Genomic DNA, 25605 nt, shown 5'->3' with positions numbered 1-25605 from the left:
CACAACTTAAGCAACAGTAAACATCGCCTTAATCCAAATTGGAATTTTCTTTTTACGTTCCCGCATCAAATCATTAAAAGCTTCCGTTTCTAGATTTCTACTTCCCATAATAATTGGTTTGGCGATAAACGGAAAGACAACCAATCCCAAAATATTCATTAAAAAATGTAACGGATTGGATTCTGTAATTTCCTTTTTTTCTACCGCAGTCAAAAACTGCTTAATAAAAACCGATTCATTTATAATTTCTCTTATTGGCAGCCTTTTTAAAAGACCTTCCGGATTATTTCGAATTTCGGTCAGAATGAAAACTGGAATTTCAGGTTCTTTAATGATAAAATCGATATATCGTTCTGCTATAATTTCAACTTTTTGTTCTAATGATGTTTTTTCATCATTCAGAATTACTTTAATACTATCAATAAAACCTACGAAAGTTTCTGTCATTATAATTTCGAACAGTTTCGCTTTACTTCTAAAGTAGTAATTGAGCAACGCAAGATTCAAACCCGCTTCTTCTGCAATATCTCTGGTTCTGGTTGCTGTAAAACCCTTTTTATAAAACACCGTTTTTGCTGCAGTTTTTATCTTTTCTTCTGTAGAAGCATCCTTCTTTTTTGACTCTGACACCTTCATTTTGAATAATTTATAGGCAAATATAAAAATTAATTCAATTCATTAATCAACTTTTTTAATCATTTGATTAAAAAAGTTGATTAAATAAAAAATGAATATAAAAAGAGCCCTTAAGAAATTAATACTTCTTAAGGGCAACTAACTATTAAGACAAAAATTAAACTCTAACTCTAGCCATTAAATTTTCAATTTTAGAATTTGGAACTTCCGGATTCGCACCAGGCGCTTCAGCAACAAGAGCGCCTACTGCACAGGCAAAATCAATTGAATTCTGAGGTTCTTTTCCGGTTAATAATGAAGTGATCAAAGCGGCAAGAAATGAGTCTCCGGCGCCAACGGTATCTGCAACTTCAATTGGATAACCGCCGTTTTCGTAGATTTTTCCTTCCCACAATAATAAAGCACCGTGTTTACCTTTTGTTACACACATTGCAGTAGCTTTTGTTTTTTCTTCAATGAAAGCCATATTTTCTTCCAGGCTTTCAAAAGGAGAATTCATCGCTTTTGCAATTTCAAGCAATTCTTCATCGTTAAACTTTATAAAATCAGCCGATTGCATAAGCTGGTTCAGGATTTCATACGTATAATGTGGTTTTCTTAAATTTACATCAAATACCTTATAAACATCATATTGAAGCAATTCTTCTAAAGCATTTCTTGAAACATTGTCACGACAAACCAAACTTCCATAGATCAATACATCAGCAGTTTTTACTGTTGCTTTTGCTAAATCATTCAATTCAATTTTATCCCAGGCAGACGGATAACTGATTTCATAAGTTGCCGATCCGCGCTCATTTAAGGTCACGTTAACCAAACCAGTCGGGAAATCTTCTGAAATTACGATTGTATCCGTTTCAAGTCCCAGTTGTTTCACTTGATTTTTTATTGCTTTTCCGTCTTCATCATTTCCTACACAGCTAATCATGGCCACTTCGCAACCCAGCGTTTTCATGCGCAAGGCAACATTCAATGGTGCTCCACCAATCTTTTTTTCATTGGCAAAAACATCCCAAAGTACCTCTCCGTATGCCACCGCCTTAAGGTTTTTTCCGTTATTCATTCTAAAATATTTTATTATTAGTTTTTATTCAGGTTGCGTTATCTGAAGATTTGAGATTGTGCTCGTTTGTCCTTCAGCAATTAAACCCCATTTATTTTTGTCTCTTCCGTAAATGCGGTTGGTGAGCGCTACTTTTCCGTTAATGTAAACTACGACAACACTTCCTTCAGCAATTATTTCAACATCATATTTTACATTCGTCTGAAGTGCAAATGGCAAACGTGTTACTTCCTGTGAAGCCGAATTATAACCGCTTATTTTACCATTAGCAATATCCAAAACCACTTTATAATAACTTCCTGTATCATTGGTATGAAAAACAAATCCGGTTGTTCCTGATGCTTTCGCTAAAGTGACTTCGGCTTTTATTTTGACTTTCTTTCCAACGCTTTTAAAAGTAACCATTGCTTTTTCTGTTTCTCCGGATAAAGAATAGGTTCCGTTATTGGCTGTTGCATTAGATGAAATGGCATCTACTTCTGCAGTAGCATTCTTTTTCGAAAATAAATCCTTAACCGATTTCGGTGATTGCGTTCCTAAAGTACCATCTGAATTCTGAATCAATTCATGAATAACCATATTCCCAGCCCAATCTTTATTTCCTAAATCATTCTCAGGCGTTTTTCTGGCATTCCATCCAAAAACATATCTTTTGTTTCCGTCAGAAGCTGTTTTTCCTGCGTAAAAGTATTCTCCGTCAATTCTGTCATTTTCCGGTTTTGTCCAAGGACCGTTTATAGACGATGAAATTCTGTAATGTGTTCCTTTATTACCACTCCAATTCTCAGAAAAAATTAAATACCAATTGCTTCCCATTTTAAAAATATCCGCACATTCCATCATCAGATAATTATCCTCAGACGTCGTTGTATAAATTGGAACTTCAACATCCCATTTTCCTGATGCAGGATCTGCACTTGTAAAATGCAACAAAACGGCTTTTCTTCCAGGTTCTGTCTGTGTGCTTACTAACATTGAATATTTTTTCAATTCATCATTATAAAACACATGCGGATCTCTGAAATCATAATTGTAATATCCCGCCGGAGCTGTAATCTTAAAAGACGGAACTTTAGTCCATTTTTTCAAATCGCTGCTGGTTGCGCATAAAACACTTTCTCTCGCATTCGACTGAACAAAAGCAGGATTTTCATTGTGCCCTGTATAATAAAAGTAATAAAGATTACCCACTTTGACAACTGATCCTGTGCCAATAGCAAAATCAGGTTCTAAGGTTGCACCATACGGAATAGTTTGACCTTCATAAGTAAAATGTGCCAAATCTGTACTCTGGTATTCATGAATATCATGAAATCCTTTTCCGGCAGGTTTATTCTGCGCATCATGCAGAAAGTAGATATGGAATTTTCCGTTATCGAAAAAAGGCATAATATCTCCCGTATAACCCGCACTGTAATAGGGATCATTTGTGCCCATCCATTGCGCCGGCGGAACAGGAAAAACACTTGTTATTTCAGAATTCCCTCCCGAAATCGAACCTCCAATATACGTTTCATCCTGACTACAAGAAATCAGCGAAAAGAAAACCGAAGCGATTGTGATTATATTTCTATATTTCATTTTAATTAAATTCAAGGTGATTTATTTTGCCGCTAGATAATTGATACTGTTTTGTGTCAGCAGTTTGATATTTGTAATAAACTCGTTTGCCTGACTTGGCACTCCGCTGCTATTGGCTTCATTGTACCAATCGTAAGCTCCCATAGAAATAACAATTACATTTTTATTTGTACTTGTATTTGGAAATTCTGCAATGGTTACTCTTCCGTTAAGTTCATTATCCCAGGCTTCACTTGCCAGATTGGTTCCTCCTGTTTGGTTTCTCCAGCCTTCTCCATTATTGTAACCTCCCCATTCCGGTAAAAACCACCAAGCTGTATGATTTAATCTGAAAGTTCCGCTTTGTAATAAATTGGCTTTTCCTGCTTCAAAAGTGGTTAAGCCTTGGAAAATTGGATGACCTTCGTGACCAACGAATGACATTCCCCATGAATTTCCGTCTACAAATCCGTTTGGAGGGAAATCACCAAAAACATTATTTGGTCCTTTTCCTGACGGAACAATTCCTAAAGCATCAACATATTGCGAAGCAAAAGAAGTCAAAAGCAAGTTTCCTCCATTTGTTCTGAAATTTTTCAATGCATTGGTAACCGCAGGATTGTAAGCCACAGAAGGTAAATTTGCAGCCGAATCAAAATGCCACCAAATGACGTCGATATCACGTAAATCGGCACCATTTTGTATACTTTCGAAAGAAATGTATTTAGCGCCCGGGAAGTTATCAAACAACCAGTTTGAAGCCGTAACTTCATCCATATTTGTAATTCCTGATCTTGTAGCGGCAGTTCCTAAAAATGCAACAGTTAATCCCGTAACCGGAACTCCAACATTTGCTGTATAATTAACGCTTTTTCCATTTGATGTTATTACAAAAGTAACTGCATTTGTAAAATCAACTGTTGCTCCTGAAGCTGGTGAAATTGTAACACCCGTTGTAACTTCAATTACAGGTTTAAGCGCTGTCAAATCCGTATTTTCAGGAAGCGTCATATTAATGGTTTTGCTAATGTCGTTTACCGTTGCGGCAACGCCATTAATTGTAAAACTCTTAATCGGACTCAAAACAGTTGTTGTTACGGTATAATCTTTATATAAATTACCGTTAACCACTCTGAATTTTACCGGATTTGTAAAATTCATAGCCGAATTTAATTCCGGATTTGATGTTGCGCCATCAACAAAAACAACTTCCGGTTTTATAGCAGTTATGTCAGATCCATAAGGCATTACAACAGTAATTTTTCCTGTTGTCTGATCAATGCTTCCTGAAACTCCGTTTAATTTGAATGAAAGTACATTTGAAGGCGAACTCACATCAAATCCACCAGTTTCAAAACTATTTTCACAGGCAGTAATCATAAAAATCATTGCCAATACTATAGACACTTTGGTCCAATATTTATTTAAAGCTTTTTTCATATTGCTGATTTTTAAAGATTAATAACCTGGATTCTGTTTGTACAATCCCTGACTGAAATTAATTTGCTTCAACGGAATTGGACAATACTCCTCTTTATGCGCATCAAAAAAAGCATCCTGATAATAGGTACGTTTTGTTTTTTCTTTTGCATAAAAATCATTCATAACCTGATCTGTAATTCCCCAACGAACAAGATCGAAGAATCGGCTTCCTTCCATTGCCAATTCTAAACGACGTTCCCAACGCAACGCTTTACGGGCAAAATCCTGTGTCCAGTTGCAATTGCTTCCGTCCACATAAGTATTGATTTTGAAGTTACTCACATAAGGCAATCTTCCTGTACTTTGCGCCGCTCTTTCTCTAATTTCATTGATTAACGGCAAAGCTTCAGATTGTCTTCCTAATTCAATCAAAGCTTCGGCACGCATCAAAATCACATCGGCATAACGAATCTGAATTCTGTTTTTTGAATTTCCGTAAAACGGATCAATATTTACAACACAGCTGCAATTTGGGGCAACGTTTTCTTTTAAAGAAGCAAAATAACCATACGTTCCCGGAGATCGTACCCAAGCTTCAACATATAGAAATTCTGGGTCATATTTATAAGGCAAGCCTGGCATTGCAACGGTATGATACAATCTTGGATCAACTGTATTGGCATCAATATTTTTATAATCAAAATCTTCATTGTTGTACGTATCAAACTCAGGCAAACCATTTGCTCCGGTTTTAAAAGCATTCACTAAATTTTGACTTGGTTTATGAAAATCACAACAACCTAAACCTTGTGGCGTAGAAAGAACATCTGAGAAATTCAATCTTCCGTAAAGCGTTCCGTCGTTATCAGAAAACTGAATCGAGAAAATAGCTTCCGGTCCATTTTCGTAAGTTCCAGGCAAGAAATTGTTGGCAAAGTCAGGTTCTAAAGAAGCTTTTCCAATTACTTTATCTGTTGCTGCAATTACTTCCTGTAAGTGCTGTTGACTAATTCCTGTAACTTTGAATGTTTCATCCTGAGTGTACGCCTGATACAATCTTGTTTTTGCCAAATAAGCATAAGCCGCTTTTTTATTAGCACGTCCTACTTCTGGCTGTGCGTCTGGTAAATTTTCGGCTGCAGCCTGAAAATCTTCTGCAATTTTAGTCCAAAGTTCTTCGTTTGAAAGTGCTTTGTTTGAAATCGTTTTATAATCTTCAACCGGAACATCTTCGGTAATATAAGGCACATTTCTGAACATGATTTTCAGCATAAAGTAAAAATGCCCTCTTAAAAAACGCATTTCTGCCATTCGTGTTTTCTTCAACGGATAATCTGCTTCTGAGATTTGTTCTAAAGCTTTCAATGCTTTATTGGCTCTTGAAACACCAACATAGCTGATGTACCAGAAACTATCCAATTCTCCAAAATCCGGACGGATATTATTTGAAACTTCAAAAAAGTGAAAATCCTGAATATCATTTGTACCGCTTCCGCCTTTGTAAGCATCATCAGAACGAACATTCCCAAACGGCCATAAACTGTACGGAGAATCGTAGTGATCATTTCCTAACTGTGCATAAGCTGCATTCATAAATCCTTCAACCGACTGCGGTGTAACAATATCTTCTTCTGACAACACACCACGCGGATCATTTTCTAAAAAATCGGAACAGGAAGCGAAGAAACCCATCACTGCAAATCCTGCTATATATAGTATTTTTTTCATTTTTTTAATCTTTTATTATAAAGTAAAATTAAGACCAGCAGTAAACGTTGTCGGCTGAGGATATCCAAAACCTGCATTTTCCGGATCAACTCCTGTGAAGCTTTTCGCATCGATAATCAATAAATTTTGACCGCTGATATAAAACCTAAAACTTTCTATACTTAATTTTTTCAGCAAATCTTTTGGCAGACTGTAGCCAAACTGTAAAACTCTAAGTTTAAGATAACTTCCGTTTTCTACATAATAAGTTGAGAATCTTGATTCCGCATTTCTGTCAACTGTTGTCAAAGCCGGAATAGTTGAATTTGGATTATCCAAAGACCAGGCATTCAACAAACGTGTTCCTTTATTTGACCCAACATCATCAACACTCCAGAAATCAGTTTGGTATTTTGTGTTGTTAATCACATCAACATCTGTTGCACCTTCCCAAAAAGTGGTAAAATCAAAGTTTTTATAAGACAAGTTTAAATTGATTCCGTACAACAATCCCGGATTTGGATTTCCTATCCACGTGCGGTCTTTATCTGTAATTGTTCCGTCACCATTTAAGTCTTTGTAACGAATTCTACCAAGACCTTTTCCTTCCTGAATTGCAGAGTTGTCTACCTGATCCTGACTTGTAAATAATCCATCAGTTACATATCCGTACATCGAATTTATTGGTCGTCCTAAAATATTATCATCAAGTCCATCGCCCCCGTAATTGTTTTTTACTTCATCCGGCAATTGTGTAATCTTATTTTTGTTTGCCGAAATGTTTCCGGAAATATCATATTTCAATCCAAATGAAGTTTCATCGTGATAACCTAAAGAAAACTCCCAGCCTTTATTTTCCATAGAAGCTCCGTTTACCCAACGGTTTCCACCTTCTCCAATAACTCCTAAATAAGGCGGTAAAACCAAAATATCATCTGTTTTTTTGATATAATAATCTATCGATCCGCTTAATTTTTGTTTGAATAAACCAAAGTCCAAACCAATGTTGGTCTGTGTAGTAGTTTCCCATTTCAAATCATCATTTCCTGATTGCGTTGCGATAAAACCAGACGGAAGCAATCCGTTTCCGTTTCCTGCAATATCGTAAGCGGTTCCGTAGGACGTTGCCCAAGTTGGACTTCCGCCTGCGTAACTTGCCAGATAAAGCGAGTAAACTGCCGTATTGCTGATTTCCTGATTACCGGTTTGTCCCCAGCCTGCTCTTAATTTCAAGTCTGAAAAAACAGGAGCACTATTTTTAATGAAGTTTTCATTGCTGATTCTCCATCCCGCTGAAACTGCCGGAAATGTTCCGAATTGATTGTTTTTTCCAAAACGAGAAGAACCATCACGACGAATTGTAGCCGAAACCAAATAACGATTATCAAACTCGTAATCTGCTTTTCCAAAATAAGAAAGCAAAGAATATACAGTCGAAGTTCCGCTTGTAAAAGATTCTCCCGTTCCTGCATCCGGATACATATAATCCGGCGTTTCGATCAAAAAGTCATTTTTACGCAACGTGTTTGTATCATAAGTATCTTTATACATTTCCGTTCCCGCCATCAAATTCAGATTGCTTTTCCCAAAGTTTAAGCTATAAATTGCTGTATTTGTCCAAGTCCATTTATCGCTGATCGATTGGTCGATTGTAACAGACGTTTGATCATTTTGAAGATAACCTGATTTGTAGCTTCTTTGTAACGTACGTTTTTTGTAAAAACCATAATCCATTCCGAAACTGGTTTTGATATGCAGATTTTTAATAATTTCCAAATCCGCGTAAGCGTTACCAAAAAGGCGCAAATAATCGTATTTGTTATCTTTATTATATTCTAAAAGACGAACCGGATTTTGTCTGTCGTTCATACCTCCAACCGGACCTCCCCAACCAATTCCGTCTACAGTATGCACCGGAATAATTGGTAAAGCTCTCAATGCAGGATCTAAAACGCCAGGATCTGTTACTTCGTTTGTACGATTTAAACTGAAGTTTTCCCCGATAACTAATTTGCCATCAAAGTATTTATAAGAACTGTTCATTCGGGCAGAAATTCTTTCGAAATCTGTTGTTTTTACAACGCCTTCATTTCCATAATATCCTAGCGAAAAAACATAATTTCCTTTATCAGAAGCATTCGAAACTGATAAATCATAAGAATTGGCAACTCCGGTTTGAGAAATTGCATCGTACCAATCTGTATTTGATGCTTTTATGATTTGTTCTGCATCTAAATATTCCGGAACCAAAACTTTGTTCAATTGCGGTTTATTATTATTTACCGACCAATCAAACTGATAGCGTAAATTGTTATTATTCGGATTTAAACCGTCGTTAATATTCGCCTGCCAAAGTGCCTGTCCAAACTGGTTCGCATTTAGTACATTTAACTTTCTTGAATAATCAGAAAAGGAAGCATAGGTACTGAAATTGATTCTCATTTTGCCTTCTTTTCCTTTTTTGGTTGTAATGATAATCACACCGTTTGAGGCTCTGGAACCATAAATACTTGCTGAAGAAGCATCTTTCAAAACCTGAATAGTTTCGATATCATTCGGATTTAATTCATGCATCCCAGATTTTGTCGGCATTCCGTCAATAACGTAAAGCGGATCCGTGTTGTTCAAAGTTCCAACACCACGAATCACCACTTTTGTATTTCCTCCGCTTGGCGAACCGTCTGAAGTTACTTTTACTCCGGCAATTCTTCCCTGCAAAGCTTTGATTGGGTTTGGTTCCGGTTGTTTCATAACATCTTTCATGTTCACAACGGCAACGGCTCCTGTAATATCCGTTTTCTTTTGTTTCGAATATCCCGTTACAACAACTTCATTCAATTGATTGTTGTCAACTTTTAGCGTTACATTGATTGATTTTTGCCCTTTAACAGAAATCGATTGCGGGGCATATCCTATAAAAGAAACTACAAGTACAGCATCTTGAGCAACATTTGGGAAGGAAAAATTCCCATCAAAATCGGTGACTGAACTTGTATTTGTTCCTGAAATAATTACTGTCGCTCCAGGAAGCGGCATTCCGTCATCAGACGAAATTACCGTTCCTTTTATTCCGTTTTCCTGCGCCGTCATCATCAGCATCGGAAAGAAGAAAAATAGAAAATAAATAATCTTACTTTTCATAAATTAATGGTTTTGGTTATATTTAATTGGTTAATTACGTAGTTAGTATTTCGATTGCGATTTTAAGCAAGCGATAATTTTCAGAACAAAGCATAAAAGGTCAGAAAGGAAAATCTTTCGAGTATTTACAAGCTTTAGCTGTGATTTTTTTAAGAAGAAAAAATAATTCTGCTATTTTTTCCTAATGGCTTTTTGAGACATTTAATTCCTGAATTATTAAATTATTTACCTCAATTTTCTCTTTTGAAGCGATCGAAAGTGAAGTAAATGTTTTGTTTAGAAAAAAGATTTCCGTCATTACTTTCTCGCCATTATTGTAGAATATTTCAATTGAAGTTTTATCCAGAATAATTTTAAAAGCGGCACTTTTCTGGCTTCCTTCCAAAAATGCTTTGCTCACAGGTAATGCAAACTTATCTGAGAAATCAATTTTACCTGCTTTAGAACGATCAACAAATAAATAATTTTCTTTGTTGTTTAAACCGAAATTTAAAGATTCTCCATTTGTATTTGAAAGTGTAAAAGTGTAATCTTCCTGTTTTAAGTTTTTTAAGTCTAAGCTAACAACTGCCTGCGTTAAATCTGCTTTTCCGCTTTCAATTAAATTAATTTCTTTACCGTTTAAACTTTTTGCTTTAATGGTTTTAGCAACATAATTATTGATTTCTTTCACCGGTGTGCTAACCAAATTATAATAGTTTCCTTTTTTTACCAATTTCAATTCACGCGGAATCGTCGTACTACTTCTCCATGTCGTTGTCGGAACTTGCTGTGCATATTCCCAGTTTGACATCCATCCGATAAATAAGCGTCTTCCGTCTGAAGTTGGAACATTATTCCACGTTACTCCGGCATAATTATCTTTTCCATAATCTGCCCAAACCGCTTTTTCATTTTTTACTCTTTCAGCAAAACTGGTATCCATTGTAAATGTTTTTCCGTCAAAATCTCCAACAAAATATTGAACTCCTGAACCTCCGTTTGGCCCGCCTGGATTAAGATTTACGATTAAAATCCATTTTTTTTCTTTGGTACCTTCAACTTTTATTTCGAAAAAATCAGGACATTCCCAAACACCGCCGTGAGCACCAATATTTTTTCCAAATTCAGATGCAAATTCCCAGTTTTTTAGATTCGATGATTTGTAAAAATGAATTCGATCCTGAGCTGCCAAAGCCATAATCCATTGCTTGTGCGTTTCATCCCAAGATACTTTTGGATCGCGGAAATCTCTAATTCCAGGATTTTTCACGACAGGATTTCCTTCCTCAAATTTCTGCCATGTAAAACCATTATCATTAGAAAAAGCAATATCCTGCTGCTCCACATCAATTTTGCCAGCTTTCTCCTTTGCCATATCATGCAAAGTGTAAATAGCAACAATTGGTGCTGTTTTTCCTGTTCCTAATCCAGATGTGTTGTGTGTGTCGACAACGGCACTTCCGGAAAATATATATTTGTCTTTATCCGGATAAAGCGCAATTGGCTGCTCTTCCCATTTAATTAAATCTTTAGAAATCGCATGCCCCCAATGCATTGGTCCCCACGTATTTCCATCAGGATAATGCTGGTAGAATAAATGATAATATCCATTGGCGAAGAACATTCCGTTAGGATCATTCATCCAGCCTTTTTTTGGCGTAAAATGAAAATTTGGTCGATACATTTGTTCTTCCGCTGTGTTCGATACAGTTACGGCAGCAGTTTGTGCAGTTGCAGAAGACGGTTTTAATCCTACTATCGACAGTAAGGCAGCACTATAAAGAGCTAACGGCAGATGTTTCTTTGATTTCATTTTTGTGGTTATTTTTTTTAGTTAGTGTTTCGCTTAAAGCTTCTAAAGAGATTCCTTTTGTTTCCGGCATCAGAAAAATTACAAACAACAGTTGCAGTACCATCATCAATGTAAAAATAAGGAATACTACTTCGGGTCCGATTTCTGAAAATAACATTGGAATTAAAGAGGGAATAATTGCTGCTAGAACCCAATGTACTGAGCTTCCAAATGCTTGTCCTGATGCACGAATATGATTTGGGAATATTTCCGAAATAAAAACCCAAATGACCGCGCCCTGACCAATTGCATGTGAAGCAATAAAAAGGAAAAGGAAAATAGGAACCGACAAACCTCCCCAATTATAATAGAAAGAAGCCGATACTAGTCCGAGTGAAATAATATATCCAACAGAACCAATGTACATTAACAACTTTCTTCCTAATTTGTCAATTAATGCTACACCAATTAAGGTGAAAATAAGATTTGTAACTCCAATTCCGATACTGCTTAACAACGCTGTATTTTGTCCTAAACCGGCTTCTTCAAAAATTCGTGGCGCATAATAAAGAAATGCATTAATTCCCGAAAACTGATTGAAAAAGGCAATTAAGAAAGCCAGAATTAAAGGAAAACGGTATTTCTTCATGAAAATATTTTCGTGTTTGGTAACACCGTTTTCACGGGAATCATCTATTAAGTCGGCAATATTTGCAGACGGATCAATGGTATATAAAACTTTACGAGCTTCTTCGTCACGATTTTTAGACAAAAGCCATCTCGGACTTTCCGGAATTGACAAAATAAAAAGAATATAAATTAGAGAAGGAATTGCCTGAACGCCAATCATCCATCTCCAAGCGTTTTCGCCAATATCTTTTAAAAAGTAATTAGATATAAAAGCAATTAAAATTCCTAGTACAATATTAAACTGATACAAAGCAACCAATCTTCCGCGTTTGTCTGCCGGAGCAATTTCTGAAACATAAGCCGGAGCAGCAATTGTCGAAGCGCCAACTCCTAAACCTCCAATAAATCTGAAGGCAGCAAAAACAAACGGATCATTAGCGAAAGCGGCACCAATTGCTGAAGCGAAATATAAAATCCCAATCCAGAATAATGTTTTTTTACGCCCTATTTTATTTGTTGGGATTCCTCCAAAGATTGCACCAACTACAGTTCCCCATAATGCCATTGCCATAACAACTGAACCATGAAAGGCATCTGACGAGTGCCACAGAAGCTGTAATTGTTTATCAGCTCCAGAAATAACTACGGTATCAAAACCGAAAAGAAAACCTGCCAGTGCAGCAGTAACAGACCAAATCAATATCTTATTCATTGTACATGTATTAAAAACTTGTTGCTAAGATATCTGCAAAAAAAACAACTTATTTTTAATGATGTTACAATTTATTTCTATAAATATTGATAGTTTAGCATTTTAAACCGAAAACCTTTATTTACAAGGTTTTACGTAAATTAAAAAACTTTTACGAAAACCTTGTAGTTTCGATTTTGTTACATAACCTTCAAAATTGATACTTTAAAAGAAACAATTTCAAAGACAAATTAGCTGGACGTTTTATATTCTTTAGGAGAAATTCCAAATTTATTCTTAAAAGCTGTAGAAAAATAGTTTGGAGAAGAGAAACCTAATGAGTACGCAATTTCAGAAATATTCATTTCATTTGACTTCAAAAGCTCTGCTGCTTTCTCTAATTTGACATTATTAATATGATCGCTAATATTAATTCCGATAATTGCTTTCACTTTTCTATACAGCTGAACTCTCGAAACGCCCAATTTATCCGCCAAATCTTCAACTGAAAACTTTGGATCCTCGACATTCTTTTTAATAATGTCATTCATTTTGGTAATAAAGGACTGTTCCTGATTTCCAAACTTAGATTCAGGTTCAACTCTGTAAATATTATTGGTGTAATAATAGCGTAGCTTTTCTCTGTTGAAAAGCAAACTCGATAAGGATTGTTTTAGAATTGAAAGACTAAAAGGTTTTGTCAAATATTGATCTACTCCACTCTGCAAGCCTTTTAAAACTGATTCTTTATTACTTTGCGCCGTTAAAATTATAATTGGAATATGCGAAGAACGAAGGTCTTTCTTTAGTTCTTTGCTGATTTCGTAACCATCTTTGTCTACCAAATTAATATCGCAGATAATAATATCCGGAATAATTTCCAATGCTTTTTCGATCGCATCGCTTCCGTCAGAATTGTAAACTACATATTCATTCGACAGTTTTGCTTTTAAAAAGTTTACTAAATCTACATTGTCTTCTATAATGAGCAGCGAATGTTTTTCATTATCAGAAATCGTATTTGATTCTTTTAAATCGGGTTCTATGTTTAAATTATCGGTAATTAAATTCGGAATACTGGTTAGGCTTTCGACTTTCTGAATAATTTCACCAGGTTGTAAATGACTGTTTCCTTTTAATAAAGTAATCACAAATTCGCTGCCTTGCTTTGATTTTAGCTCGATAGTTCCCTGATGCAAAAGCACAAACTCTTTAGACAAATGCAAACCAATTCCTGAACTGTTTTTATTATTATTTGAAGCCCTGAAAAATGGATCAAAAACATTTGAAAGCTCATCATCAGGAATTCCAATTCCGGAATCTTTAAAATGAATCTTTACGGTATTATCCTGATTTTCGATAATTGAAATGCTAATTTTTCCATTATCCGGAGTGAATTTAAAAGCATTCGACAATAAGTTGAAATACACTTTATCCATTAAACCGCGGTCAATAAACAGTTCCAGATTTTTGTTTTTACAGACTAATTGAAAATCAATATTTCTTCGGGCAGCTTCGCCTTTAAAATTAGCCATGACTTCATTTGTAAAATCATAAATCTTTGTATTCGAAGCTCTCAGCGTAAATTTTTGCTCTTCAATTTTTCTAAAATCCAATAATTGATTGATTAATCGCAATAATCTGTTTGAGTTTTTATGAATCAATTTCACTTCGTCAATCAATGCGGTGCCTTTAATTTTTTCATTTTCGATTAACGATTCCACATAACTCATTATTAGAGTAATTGGCGTTTTAAATTCATGTGAAAGTCCAGTGAAGAAATTCAGCTTTGCTTCATTGCTTTTAGCTGCAATTTGTGCCATTTCCTGAATTTCATTGTTTTGGTCAATTACCGTTTGATTGATTCTTTCTAATTGCTTTTTCTTTTTTGAAATCGAAATGGTAGAATAAATACTGTAAATCGTTAAGCTCAAAATAATTACAAGAAAAAAGCTAAGCAGTCGTACCAAATTATTCTGCGAAGCATATTCTCTTTCCTGAACTTTGATAGCGCCTTGCTGCGATTCGATGACCAACTGTTGCTGATCGACTTTATCCATTTGGTTTTCGATAATTTCAGCATTGTTTTTATCGATAACAATCGTGTTCAGAATATTGTTTCTGGAAATGGATTCTTTATTGTACATTTTTAGAGCCAGTTTAAGCGCTTCGTTTCCTCCGGTTGGATATAAAATAGTTCCATCAAGCACACCGCTTTTTACCAATTCAATTCCGCCATTTACTGAGTTTAAAGCATCAACGCCAATAAACTTTATTTTCTTTTCAAGTCCGAGGGTTTTAGCAGTTTCCCAAGCGCTTAAAGCCATTCTGTCATTATGAGCGAAGATATATTCAACATTCGGATTTTGTTGAAGAATCGCCTTCAAAGGCGCTTTAACCGATTCCTTTTCCCAATCACCCTGAATGGTATTTACAATCTTAAAACGCTTATTCTCGTTAATAATCTGATTAAAACCAAGTGTTCTTTCATAAGCCGGAGATGAGCCGCTGGCACCGGTAATTTCTATAATATTGCCAGAGCCCTTGCTGTGAGAGATAATGTAGCGACCGGCAATTCGGCCAATTTCGATATTATCTGCTCCCAAATAAGCCGTATAACTTTCTCCTTCAATTTTTCGATCCACAACAAGAACAGGAATTCCCGCTTTTATGGATTTTTCTACAACAGCCGTTAAAGGTTTGGACTGAATTGGCGATACAATAATAACATCAACTTTATTAGAAATAAAACGCTCAATATCTTCGATTTGTTTCGAAACATTATTATTGGCATCTTTTATTGTCAAATCAACTTCAGGTCGCAAAGAAGCTTCAATTTTTATGGAGCTGTTCATTTGTTTGCGCCAATCATCGGTTGTCATCGCCTGCGAGAAACCAACTTTAATTTTGTCTCCCTGTTTTTGCTTACAGGAAACCAGACTTAATGATGCTGCCAAAAACAGCAAAATATACTTTACAAATTGATACATGAAATTATAAGTTTATGTAAATGAAAATGAGTTTCAAAAAATACCCTTGTGAACCTACAACCTGTCAAAATAATTAGGAAGGATTATTTTGTTGTGACAAGCGGCAAGGATATTAAAAGGTAAAATTAAACTTTTATTTTATCTACACAACTATTGATTGTCGATTGTGACTATTCGAGAGCCATTTTATATAAAAACAAAACGATTGAAGACAATCAGATCTTCAATCGTTTTTACTCAACTCATTTCAACAAACCAACCATGTAAACCTAAACCAAATTCCCCAATTTTAGTTTAGCTTTTCTCTTCAATTCTTTTTACTAATTCCTAACTAATTATCTACGTTAGCCCACTTTGTTAAACAAATAGGCCTCTTCAAAATCAATTCCTGACAAGTTCAAAGTTTTAAAGAAGGCTTTCACCTTTCTTTTGGCTTCTGTACAGTTTCCTGTGAAATATATTTCATTACCTGAATGTTTTTCCTTGCTGGACAACAATATATTTGGTTCAACAATATTCAGTAATTTTATAACATGGGCATCCGGTAAAAGATCTGCGATGATTTCACTGGATGATTTTATAACATTTGAAAGACATTCCATACTAAAAACAGGATTATTAGTATGAATTATTATTTTGTCTGTCATATCAGGAAGATCACTCAAAAAAGTCTTCAATTCTTCCCGGGGAACAAATAATATGATAATTCCCGCTTTTACAGCTTTCTCTTTAGTAACTAATTTAACTTTGGTGCCCATTCTTTGCACACATTCTTTTAAAGTATTGTTATTAGAATGACTAATCAATACTTCGTGTCCTGATTGAGCTGCTCTACTAGCAAAGTCCATCGTAATACTGGACGCTCCAACGATTCCTATTTTCATTAGTTCTTCTGTTTTACTAAATATTAGTGTTATTTTGACACTAAAAAATTTAAGATTACTATACAAACAAATATAGAAGTATTTCGATACCCAAATACACATACCTACGTACCAATAAACCTACATTTTTGTAGATTTAAAACTACAAATCAAAAATTGTAAATTATGTTTGCTATGTTTGTTATGATATAATTTATACCGATTTCCACATGATGTCATTATCATATTATCGTTATTACTGGATTGCTCTCTTGTTGCTATTGACGACAACTAAAACAATCTGTCAGCAAAAATATATGCACAGGTGGTATACTGCCGACAATAATGAACTACCACAAAGTAGTGTTAATGCGATAATTGGAGATAAACATAATTTTATATGGTTAACAACAGAAAATGGTCTGGTTCGTTATGACGGTAACACTTTTCGTGTTTTTAACACTTCTACGACTAATTTAGAATACAGTCGTTTTTTTGACATTTTTGGAAGCATTCAAAAAGACAGTCTATACTGTTTTAACGAAAGTAGAAAAGAAGTAATCTTAATTAGAGGAGGAAAAATAAAAATAGTAAAGAAAAAAATGCATCCTTTAAGCATTACCAAAAACGGAAAACATTTTTTCTTTCATGATGGGCTTCCTTCCAATAAAACCTTAAATCCGCACGAACCTTATTATATAAAGCTTTCAAATGGCAATATCTTTTTCATCGATACAGAAAAGGTAGAACTCACCGATTCTAAAATGAAAAGCATTTATAAGATTCCGTTTAAGAACAATAATATATTTAATTTTTTTGTTAAGAAAAACGAGCTTTTTTACCTCAACGAAAATGGATCGTATGATTGTTTCTCAGCAACTGGAAAATCTTCGGGACAACTAGATCCTGCACTATTTACGTTCAAGCGTAAAATTTTCTGGAACATTACAACAGCACAGATTTTTCTTTCTATAAAAAACAAGATTTATTCTATAGATAACGATGGCAAAAAATTATCGGCTAAACTAATTGTCGAATTCGCTGATTTTGAAAAAAGCAATATTATTTCGCTGTATTATGATCATAAAAATAATAAGCTTTATTTAGGCAGTTATACAAATGGATTATGTATCATTTCTTTTCCATCGTTTTCAACTGTAAAAAGGGAAACAGAGAAATCTGAGGTTTATTATGCCGCAGTTCCTTTAAATGACAGTACAATTGTAACCTCAAAAGGAAAAATCTTCAGTAATAATAAGCTTGTCGATAGCCTGCAATTTGGGAAAACCGGTTATTTGGATGAAAGAATTACCATCGCCAAAGATAATGAACAAAACTTATGGGTGGGCAGACAACTACATTTGCGCTGTTATCTAAAGCAATACAATTACAAAAAATATATCTCCTATCCTTTTGGACAAAATGTAAAAACCATATTCAAGGATTCCAACAATGTAATATGGGTAAGTCTTGGATATGACGAATTTCATAAAGCAAAATTGTTTTATATAAAAAACGGAAGAGTTGTTCCGGTAGCAATTACAGAAACCAACATTAACTACATTGCGCAGTACGACTCAAATACACTTTATTTAGGTACGCAAAAAGGCCTTTTGAAATATAAAATCAATTCAGAAAAATTGGTTTATGTAAAAAATTCAGAAAGTATTTTTATCAGAAGCATTTTTATTGACAGTGAAAAGAAGATATGGTTAACCACATATCAGAAAGGTTTTTTTCTGTATGATAAAAATGCATTGCAATCTTTTCCAAAAGACGAAAACAATTATCTCGATTCTGCGCATTGTATAATAGAAGACAAAAATGGTTTTTTCTGGATTCCAACGAACAAAGGTCTTTTTCAGGTATCGAGAAAAGCGTTGTTAAACTACATTAAAAACAAAAATAACTCTATCTACTATCATCTGTATAATAAACTGGATGGTATTTTAACCAATGAATTCAACGGTGGTTGTCAGCCTTGCGGTAATTCCCTTAAAAACAATGAAATTGTTTTTCCGTCAATGAATGGATTTGTTTTCTTTAATCCTTATAAATTAACGCCTCTGTTACCGGGGAAAAAGCTTTTTATTGATAAGGTTATTGTAGATCAGAAAAACATTCAGCCAAAAGATACTATTGTATTGAATAACAACTTCCAGAGGGTTAGTTTTTTTATTTCATATCCGTATTACGGAAATCAGGAAAATCTGAACTTTGAAGCAAAACTAAACAATACAAAAGATAGCAAGTGGGAAAAAATAAAGAATGAAAAATCAATATCCTTCACCACGCTGCCACCCGGAGAATATACATTGACAATAAGAAGTCTGAGTGGTTTTAATGCTTCTTACGCTTATAAAAATATTACTATAATCGTTCCTGCCAATTTCTCTCAAACCAGATGGTTTGCTTTTTTATGCATTGTTTTTTCTCTTGCATTTCTGTTCATAGTTTGGTTCGTCAGATCCTACTATATTAAACGAAACAATAAAATACTTCAGGAAATTATTGCTAAAAAAACTAAGAAACTGGCTTCAACCGTTCGCAAACTAAAAACAACCCGAAATAATCTAAAACAAGAAGCAAAACAACAGGAAACCCTTGTAAAAAGTATCAGTCATGATATTAAAAGTCCATTGAAATTTTTGATGAATTCTATAAATCATCTTGTTGAAAATGAAAACGTTCAAGATGACAGCAAACTAAAAAAGCAAGTTGAAACCATACAAATGTCAACTATTCAGCTTTATGAATATGTAGAAAATCTTATTAAGTACTCTTCTATCTTTATGGAAGGCAAAAAGTTGGAAGAACATGGTTATTCGCTGTATGAACTTGTGAATGAAAAAATTCAAATTTTCCAGAAAATTGCGGAGGCAGAAAATATCGAAATTGTAAATAGTATTACACAGGATCTTTACATTAGAACCAATAATAAAGCGCTTTCTATTATCATTCATAATTTGCTTGATAATGCTATAAAAAACACAAAAAATGGAAAAATAGAATTATTATCAGCCACACAAAACAATATGCTAAATCTGATTATAGTAGATAACGGAAAAGGTATGAGTAAAGAACTTATTGATTATTATCTTGATTTTTACCAAAATCCTATTGTCAAAAACTATCATCTTGGTCTGCATATGATTATCGAACTTCTGCTGATTATTAAAGGTAATATTAACTTTACCAGTAAAATTAATGAAGGAACAACGATCGAAATAATGGTCGAATACAACTAGTAGTCAAATGATTTGTAAAGCTTGATAAGTTCTACCAGATTGTGAATTTTAAGTTTTTCAAAAACTCGCGCTTTATATGTACTAACCGTAGACATGTGTATATTGAGTTTGTTTGAAATTTCTAGATTACCATTTCCTTCAATTAAAAGTTCGGCAATCTGAAGTTCTCTTTTAGACAAAACTTCTTTTGGATTGATAACTTTTTGCGTGCCTTTAATATCTAATAATTTGCTGACTAATTCCTGTGAAATATAAGTTGAAGATTCGAAAATTGATTTTATGGCAAATATCATTTTTTCTTCACTACATAATTTATTCAGATAACCGTTTGCACCCGCCGAAATAAATTTTAACGCATGTTGTTCTTCTTCATGCGCTGAAAAAACCAGTATTCTAACAAGAGGCTGAATTGCTCTGAGCTCGCCAATCATTTCAGTATATTTTCCACCCGGAATATTGATATCCAAAATAACAAGATCAAAAAGAGTGTCTTTTAAAAGATCTATAGCTTCGAAAAAATTTTCGGCATTTGAAATCTGTACGTCTTCGATTTGTTTTTCCAAAACCATTGCGACTCCATTTCGTACTACCAAATGATCATCAACTATTAAAATTTTCTTGCACATAGTAAATTAGGTTTGTAACAAAAATAGCATTTAGTTTTTCTTATTTATCAACTCGCACAAATAATTTTATTAAAAAGCAATACTGTATAATCATACTGATAATTATACAATTACAAACTACAATCTTATAATCAAAATCGAGATATTGATTTTAACTTTACTATTCTATAAAGAAATAATCTCATGGATATATTTGTCCTACTGCAGCTAATTCTAATTTCATTTGGAGCGACATCCGCAATGACATGGTTTAGTTATGTAATGTCGAGAAATTTCAGAGAATTATACAAAGAACCCGTTTTATTAAGCTCCGTTTTATCCGAACTTCATTTTAATATTTCCATTCAATCCAAAAAAAACATGGGATGGCTGTTTCATTATATTGTTGGTTTTTTCTTTGTGTTTGCCTATCATATTATTTGGGCAAAAGACATATTGCCGGTTTCAATATTTAGCGGACTACTATTGGGGGTTATAAGTGGTGTAATTGGAATCATCAGCTGGATGATCATTTTTAAACTGACCCATTATCAGCCTTCAATAAACTTTACAGGTTATTTTGCCCAATTATTCTTTGCACATATGATTTTTGCAATCGTTGCTACTCTTCTCTATTATGTTACTCTAATAATTTTTCTTTTAACCAAGGCTTACATTACAACATAGTTCCGAAGCGTTGTTCCTTTTATATCTTTAAAAACGGAACACTTACGCTTTGCAATTCGATAAAATTAGCTCAAGTTTTATGTACAAATATTCCGCCATTAATAGTATCTTTACAACATATCTTACTACATATCACCGTTTTACTGATTGAAAAGAAATTCACTATAGCATTAAAACTAATTTCTAATAATTTAATTATGAAGAACGTTTTTACTCCATTGCTGATTGCTTTTTTTCCTTTATTCCTGACTGCGCAGACTCCGCAAGAAAAAGAAATCAACCATCAAGTTCAAACCTGGGTATCTATAAATACAGTTACCAAATTTGCAGATCATTGGGGCATTGTAGGCGATTTTCATATAAGAAGAAATGATTTTGTTGCCGATGACAGTTTCTATTTTATCAGAGGCGGAATTAGTTATATTCCGAATTCAAATGTTTCACTTAATCTTGGATATGCACATATGTGGCTTGCGCCGACAAATCCCGACTGGAGTACTTTTGCAGATGAAAACAGACTGTATCAACAAGCACAACTGAATGTGAAGTTTGGAAATGTTTCTATCTTGCAACGACTTCGAAGTGAACAACGCTGGCAGGAAAAAATTGTAAACGATCAGGAAAGCGGACAAGTACGTTTTACCAATAGGTTTCGTTACCTCAGCAGTTTTACCTTTCGCATTTTTAATAATCCAAAACTTCCGTCGATGGTACTTTCTGATGAAATTCTTTTAAATTTTGGAAAAGAAGCAGTTTATAATACTTTCGACCAAAATAGATTTTTTATCGGAATCAGACATACCTTCAATCCCAAATGGAGTTTTGATTTTGGTTATATGAATGTGTACCAACAAAAATATTCCGGCTATCAGTATGACATGAACCATACGATTCGATGGTTCTTTTATCTGAACACCAGCATTCGAAAAAAAGCGCCTTCAACTACAGAAAATTCAGGAGATGAATAACGTTTATTATCTGTAAACGGGAGTATACATTTTACTTAATATAAAACTGCGAATATCGTCGGGTCTTTCAACGCCAGCTTGACCGCTGTTAAAAATCTCTTCGGCAATCTTTTCTGCAACATTAATTGATACTGCAAGAATATCGTCGACATGCGGGTAAATGAGTCCGTTTTCAAAATCTTCATCAGAAATATGATCTGCTACTGATTCCGCTGCTATTAAAAGCATTTCATCCGTCACTCTTTTGGCAGCTGTTGCAAAAATAGCCAATCCCATTGCTGGAAAGATAAAGACATTGTTTCCCTGACCGGGTTTAAACACTTTTCCATCGTAAGTTACCGGCGCAAATGGGCTACCGCTGGCAAAAATAGCTTTGCCTTTACTCCATTTATATGCTTCTTCGGCCGTACATTCGGAATGTGAAGTTGGATTTGAATATGGAAAAATGACAGGACGTTCATTCACCAAACTCATGTTTTCTATTACACGCTGATTGAATGCACCACCAATTGTACTAACGCCAATAATAGCGGTTGGTCTTATTTTAAGAACGGCGTCAGCAAAATCATCAGTTCCTTCAATTTCATGCGCAAAAGGCTTTTGATGATCCGCAATATCTGTTCTCGATTTTACAATCAGACCATTAATATCAAACATCCAGATTTGTTTTACTGCTTCTTCTTCGCTCAAACCTTCTTTTCGAAATTTCTGCAACAGCATATTTGCAATTCCCGAAGCAGCTGCACCAGCACCTAAAAAAAGAAAACGCTGTTCCTTGAATGATTTTTTGAGCAATTTGCTTATTGCTATAAAACCTGCTGTCGCAATTGCTGCAGTTCCCTGAATATCATCATTGAAAGTACTAATTTTATAACGGTATTTGTTGAGAATCCTAATTGCGTTTACACCTCCAAAATCTTCCCACTGAATACATATTTTTGGATAACATTCATTTATAGCCACTACAAAAGCTTCAATAAAATCGTCATATATTTTTCCTGTCGCTCTTTTTTGTCGTAATCCGGGATAAAGAGGATCGTTTAAGAATTCTTCGTTATTTGTACCCACATCCAAGACTATAGGTAATGTATGTTCAGGCGGCACTCCGGCACAACTTGTGTATAAAATCAGTTTTCCCATAGGAATTCCAATTCCCGCAATACCAAGATCACCAAGTCCTAGAATACGCTCACCGTCAGTAACAACTGCAAAATGAACATCCGGGTGGCACCAGTTATTTAAAATCTCTTTAATTCTGTCTTTTTGATTTATCGAAATAAAAATTGCCCGAGGTCGTGTTGCAAGCAATCCAAATTTCTGACAGGCCTCACCTACTGTTGGTGTGTATACCAAAGGCAAATATTTTGATGGTTTGCTCATGATTGTTTTAAAAAACAATGTCACATTGTTGTCCAGCAAATTCATTAAATACATGTATTTATTTATTGGCTTGTCAAAATGTTCCAATTGCCTGTCCACTCTAAGAATTTGTGTTTCAAGACTTTCTATAGTTTCAGGCAGTAATCCTTCTAAACCTGCTTCTTCTCTTTCAGAATGGCTGAAAGCTGTTCCTTTATTATTATTAGGATCATAGAGTAAATAATAACCCTTTGCGTAATCTTTTTCCATGTTCTAAGTATTTAAGATCTTATTTAATCAAAGTTTTTCTGAACTAAAAAATCAACATTCCGCTTAATAAAAATTTAATACAATAAAAACGGAAAAATAACATTGGATGGGACAAAAAACGATCACTTCAAACCTAAATTAATAAACAACTGAAATACAGGTATTTATTTTTATGTTTTAATAAAATTATTAAAAAAATTATTACCTTTAATCAAAATTTAGAAAAAAAATCCCCCAAATCTAAATTTTGTTTTTTTTTTCTAAGCAGTTGATTTTTAGCAAATATTGTTTCTTAAATAAAATTTAGCAATATGGTTACAACTATACTTCGAGAGAATCCTGAATTAGCTATTTTCTTATCCTTAGCATTAGGATTTTTATTTGGACATATTAAGATTGGCTCATTCAAAATTGGTGTCGTCTTAGGAACGTTATTTGCAGGAGTCTTAATTGGCCAAATTGGTATCGAAGTCGACCCTCTCGTTAAAACCATATTTTTTGATTTTTTCCTTTTTTCAACGGGATATAAAGTTGGTCCACAGTTCTTTCAGGGGCTGAAAAAAAATGCTTTACCACAATTGATGCTGACCGTTGTTATATGTACCTCTTGTCTATTGGTAGCTTATGCAGTTTCAACAATGTTAGGATACGATGTTGGCACCGCTGCTGGTCTTTTGGCAGGAGCATTTTCAGAATCAACCGTAATTGGGACCGCTTCAGATGCCATAAGTCATCTTGACCTTCCGGATCTTGAAAAAACAAGACTCATCAATAATATTCCTGTCGCTTACGCAGTAACCTATTTAACAGGAGCAACATCGTTTGTATTTTTTCTTACAGCAATAGCTCCAAAATTACTTGGAATTGATTTAGCTAAAGAAAGTGCCAAATTAGGTAAAACAATAAATGGAGAAGTTGAATACGAACCCGGAACCAGCAGTGCTTACAGACGTTGGATTATAAGAGCTTACCAAGTAACTAATGAAAAATGCATTGGATTAACTATCAGTGAATTTGAAAAATCAAAACCGGGTCTTAGAATAATTGTACAACGTCTTCGTCATAAGAAAAAACTAATCGATCCTAAACCGGATACCATTATACGAGAAAACGATGTTTTGGTTGTTATGGCGCAACACGGAATAATTCTGGACAGCATGCCTTCTATAGGTCCTGAAGTTCTGGACGAAGAGTTGTTGAATTTCCCTCTGGCCAATATGGATATTACGATAACCAATAAAAATATAGCCGGAAAAACAGTCGAAGAATTGCGTAATTGTACTTTTTTCAATGGTTTAATGATTGATCAGATTATGCGTGAATATCATGAAATTCCGTTGGATCCATCAACCGTTTTAAATAAAGGAGATATTCTTAAAATCTCCGGTAAAAAGACAAATATCGAAGCAGCCGCAAAAGAAATTGGTTATTTGGACCGTTTAAGCCCTGAAACAGACATTATATTTGTTGGATTGGGTATCGTTTTGGGAGGTCTATTAGGACTACTTTCTGTTACTGTTTTTGGTATTTCTATAACTTTAACAACCAGCGGAGGCGCTTTGGTCATGGGTCTTATATTTGGATGGCTACATTCCAGAACTCCATTTTTTGGCAGTATTCCGGAGCCTGCTTTGTGGATATTTGATAATGTTGGCCTCGCCACTTTTATAGGACTTATAGGTTTGGCCGCGGGACCAAGTTTTATTTCTGCACTTCGCGAAACGGGAATCAGTATCATATTTGCCGGTCTTGCCGTAGCGATTATTCCGCATATCATCGGGCTGTATTTTGGCCGTTATATTCTTAAAATAAATCCTATTATTCTTCTTGGTGCACAAACAGGCGCCGGAACCTCAACAATAGGATTAAAAGCCATTCAGGATGCCTCAGCCAGTAAATTCCCTGTTTTAGGCTATACCATTCCATATGCTCTGGGCAATATTCTCCTTACCGCCTGGGGTCCCATTATTGTTGGAATCATGACTTGATTC

Annotated in this window: 16 protein-coding genes; 4 read left to right on the top strand and 12 right to left on the bottom strand. The window is 34.6% G+C overall.

From position 1 onward, the window contains the following. Window positions 1–6: 6 nt before the first annotated feature. From BD847_RS15935 to BD847_RS15890, 10 genes are all read right to left on the bottom strand, one after another. Window positions 7–636 carry a TetR/AcrR family transcriptional regulator gene (locus BD847_RS15935; RefSeq protein ID WP_115889257.1) on the bottom strand — a complete coding sequence of 210 codons (630 nt, stop codon included), beginning with the start codon at window positions 634–636 and terminating at the stop codon, window positions 7–9. Between the two features lie 157 nt (window positions 637–793). Further along, on the bottom strand, window positions 794–1699 hold the full coding sequence (locus tag BD847_RS15930) for a carbohydrate kinase family protein (RefSeq protein ID WP_115889256.1): 906 nt from the start codon (window positions 1697–1699) through the stop codon (window positions 794–796). A 24-nt stretch (window positions 1700–1723) separates the two neighbouring features. Then, window positions 1724–3280, bottom strand: coding sequence for a glycoside hydrolase family 32 protein (locus BD847_RS15925; protein WP_115889255.1), 1557 nt, complete (start codon window positions 3278–3280; stop codon window positions 1724–1726). A gap of 21 nt (window positions 3281–3301) precedes the next feature. Next, window positions 3302–4699: a DUF4960 domain-containing protein gene (locus BD847_RS15920; protein WP_115889254.1), complete on the bottom strand. Its 1398-nt coding sequence runs from the start codon at window positions 4697–4699 to the stop codon at window positions 3302–3304. Between the two features lie 18 nt (window positions 4700–4717). Further along, window positions 4718–6409: a RagB/SusD family nutrient uptake outer membrane protein gene (locus tag BD847_RS15915; protein ID WP_115889253.1), complete on the bottom strand. Its 1692-nt coding sequence runs from the start codon at window positions 6407–6409 to the stop codon at window positions 4718–4720. 15 nt (window positions 6410–6424) lie between these two features. Then, entirely contained in the window at window positions 6425–9529 is a 3105-nt protein-coding gene (locus tag BD847_RS15910) for a SusC/RagA family TonB-linked outer membrane protein (protein ID WP_115889252.1), read from the bottom strand. Window positions 9530–9710: 181 nt separating this feature from the next. Then, window positions 9711–11324, bottom strand: coding sequence for a glycoside hydrolase family 32 protein (locus BD847_RS15905; protein ID WP_115889251.1), 1614 nt, complete (start codon window positions 11322–11324; stop codon window positions 9711–9713). Further along, window positions 11287–12645: a sugar porter family MFS transporter gene (locus tag BD847_RS15900; RefSeq protein WP_115889250.1), complete on the bottom strand. Its 1359-nt coding sequence runs from the start codon at window positions 12643–12645 to the stop codon at window positions 11287–11289. Before BD847_RS15900 ends, BD847_RS15905 begins: the two co-directional genes overlap by 38 nt. Before the next feature lie 230 nt (window positions 12646–12875). Continuing rightward, a complete protein-coding gene (locus tag BD847_RS15895) occupies window positions 12876–15614 on the bottom strand; it encodes a substrate-binding domain-containing protein (protein ID WP_115889249.1) in 2739 nt (912 codons plus the stop codon). 344 nt (window positions 15615–15958) lie between these two features. Continuing rightward, on the bottom strand, window positions 15959–16498 hold the full coding sequence (locus BD847_RS15890; protein ID WP_167443872.1) for an NADPH-dependent F420 reductase: 540 nt from the start codon (window positions 16496–16498) through the stop codon (window positions 15959–15961). 209 nt (window positions 16499–16707) lie between these two features. On the opposite strand from BD847_RS15890, the gene BD847_RS15885 reads away from it, so the two are divergent. Continuing rightward, a complete protein-coding gene (locus BD847_RS15885) occupies window positions 16708–19725 on the top strand; it encodes a sensor histidine kinase (RefSeq protein ID WP_147298518.1) in 3018 nt (1005 codons plus the stop codon). Here the strand turns inward: BD847_RS15885 and BD847_RS15880 are convergent. Beyond that, window positions 19722–20351: a response regulator gene (locus BD847_RS15880; protein WP_115889246.1), complete on the bottom strand. Its 630-nt coding sequence runs from the start codon at window positions 20349–20351 to the stop codon at window positions 19722–19724. The two genes, BD847_RS15885 and BD847_RS15880, sit on opposite strands and share 4 nt — an antisense overlap. Before the next feature lie 183 nt (window positions 20352–20534). Here BD847_RS15880 and BD847_RS15875 point away from each other — a divergent pair, with 183 nt between their 5' ends. Together BD847_RS15875 and BD847_RS15870 are read left to right on the top strand one after the other, a co-directional pair. Further along, complete coding sequence (locus tag BD847_RS15875) at window positions 20535–21017, top strand: hypothetical protein (RefSeq protein ID WP_115889245.1); 483 nt, start codon at window positions 20535–20537, stop codon at window positions 21015–21017. 197 nt (window positions 21018–21214) lie between these two features. Continuing rightward, window positions 21215–21985, top strand: coding sequence for a DUF2490 domain-containing protein (locus BD847_RS15870; protein ID WP_115889244.1), 771 nt, complete (start codon window positions 21215–21217; stop codon window positions 21983–21985). 6 nt (window positions 21986–21991) lie between these two features. On the opposite strand, the gene BD847_RS15865 is transcribed toward BD847_RS15870, so the two are convergent. After that, window positions 21992–23614 carry an NAD-dependent malic enzyme gene (locus BD847_RS15865; protein ID WP_115889243.1) on the bottom strand — a complete coding sequence of 541 codons (1623 nt, stop codon included), beginning with the start codon at window positions 23612–23614 and terminating at the stop codon, window positions 21992–21994. Between the two features lie 311 nt (window positions 23615–23925). On the opposite strand from BD847_RS15865, the gene aspT reads away from it, so the two are divergent. Next, window positions 23926–25602: an aspartate-alanine antiporter gene (aspT, locus tag BD847_RS15860; protein WP_115889242.1), complete on the top strand. Its 1677-nt coding sequence runs from the start codon at window positions 23926–23928 to the stop codon at window positions 25600–25602. Window positions 25603–25605: the final 3 nt, after the last annotated feature.

Origin of the sequence: Flavobacterium cutihirudinis, from assembly GCF_003385895.1 — a bacterium.
Classification (GTDB): Bacteria; Bacteroidota; Bacteroidia; order Flavobacteriales; family Flavobacteriaceae; genus Flavobacterium; species Flavobacterium cutihirudinis.
The sequence above is the reverse complement of the archived record's forward strand: the minus strand, read 5'-3'. Positions and strand labels throughout refer to the sequence as shown.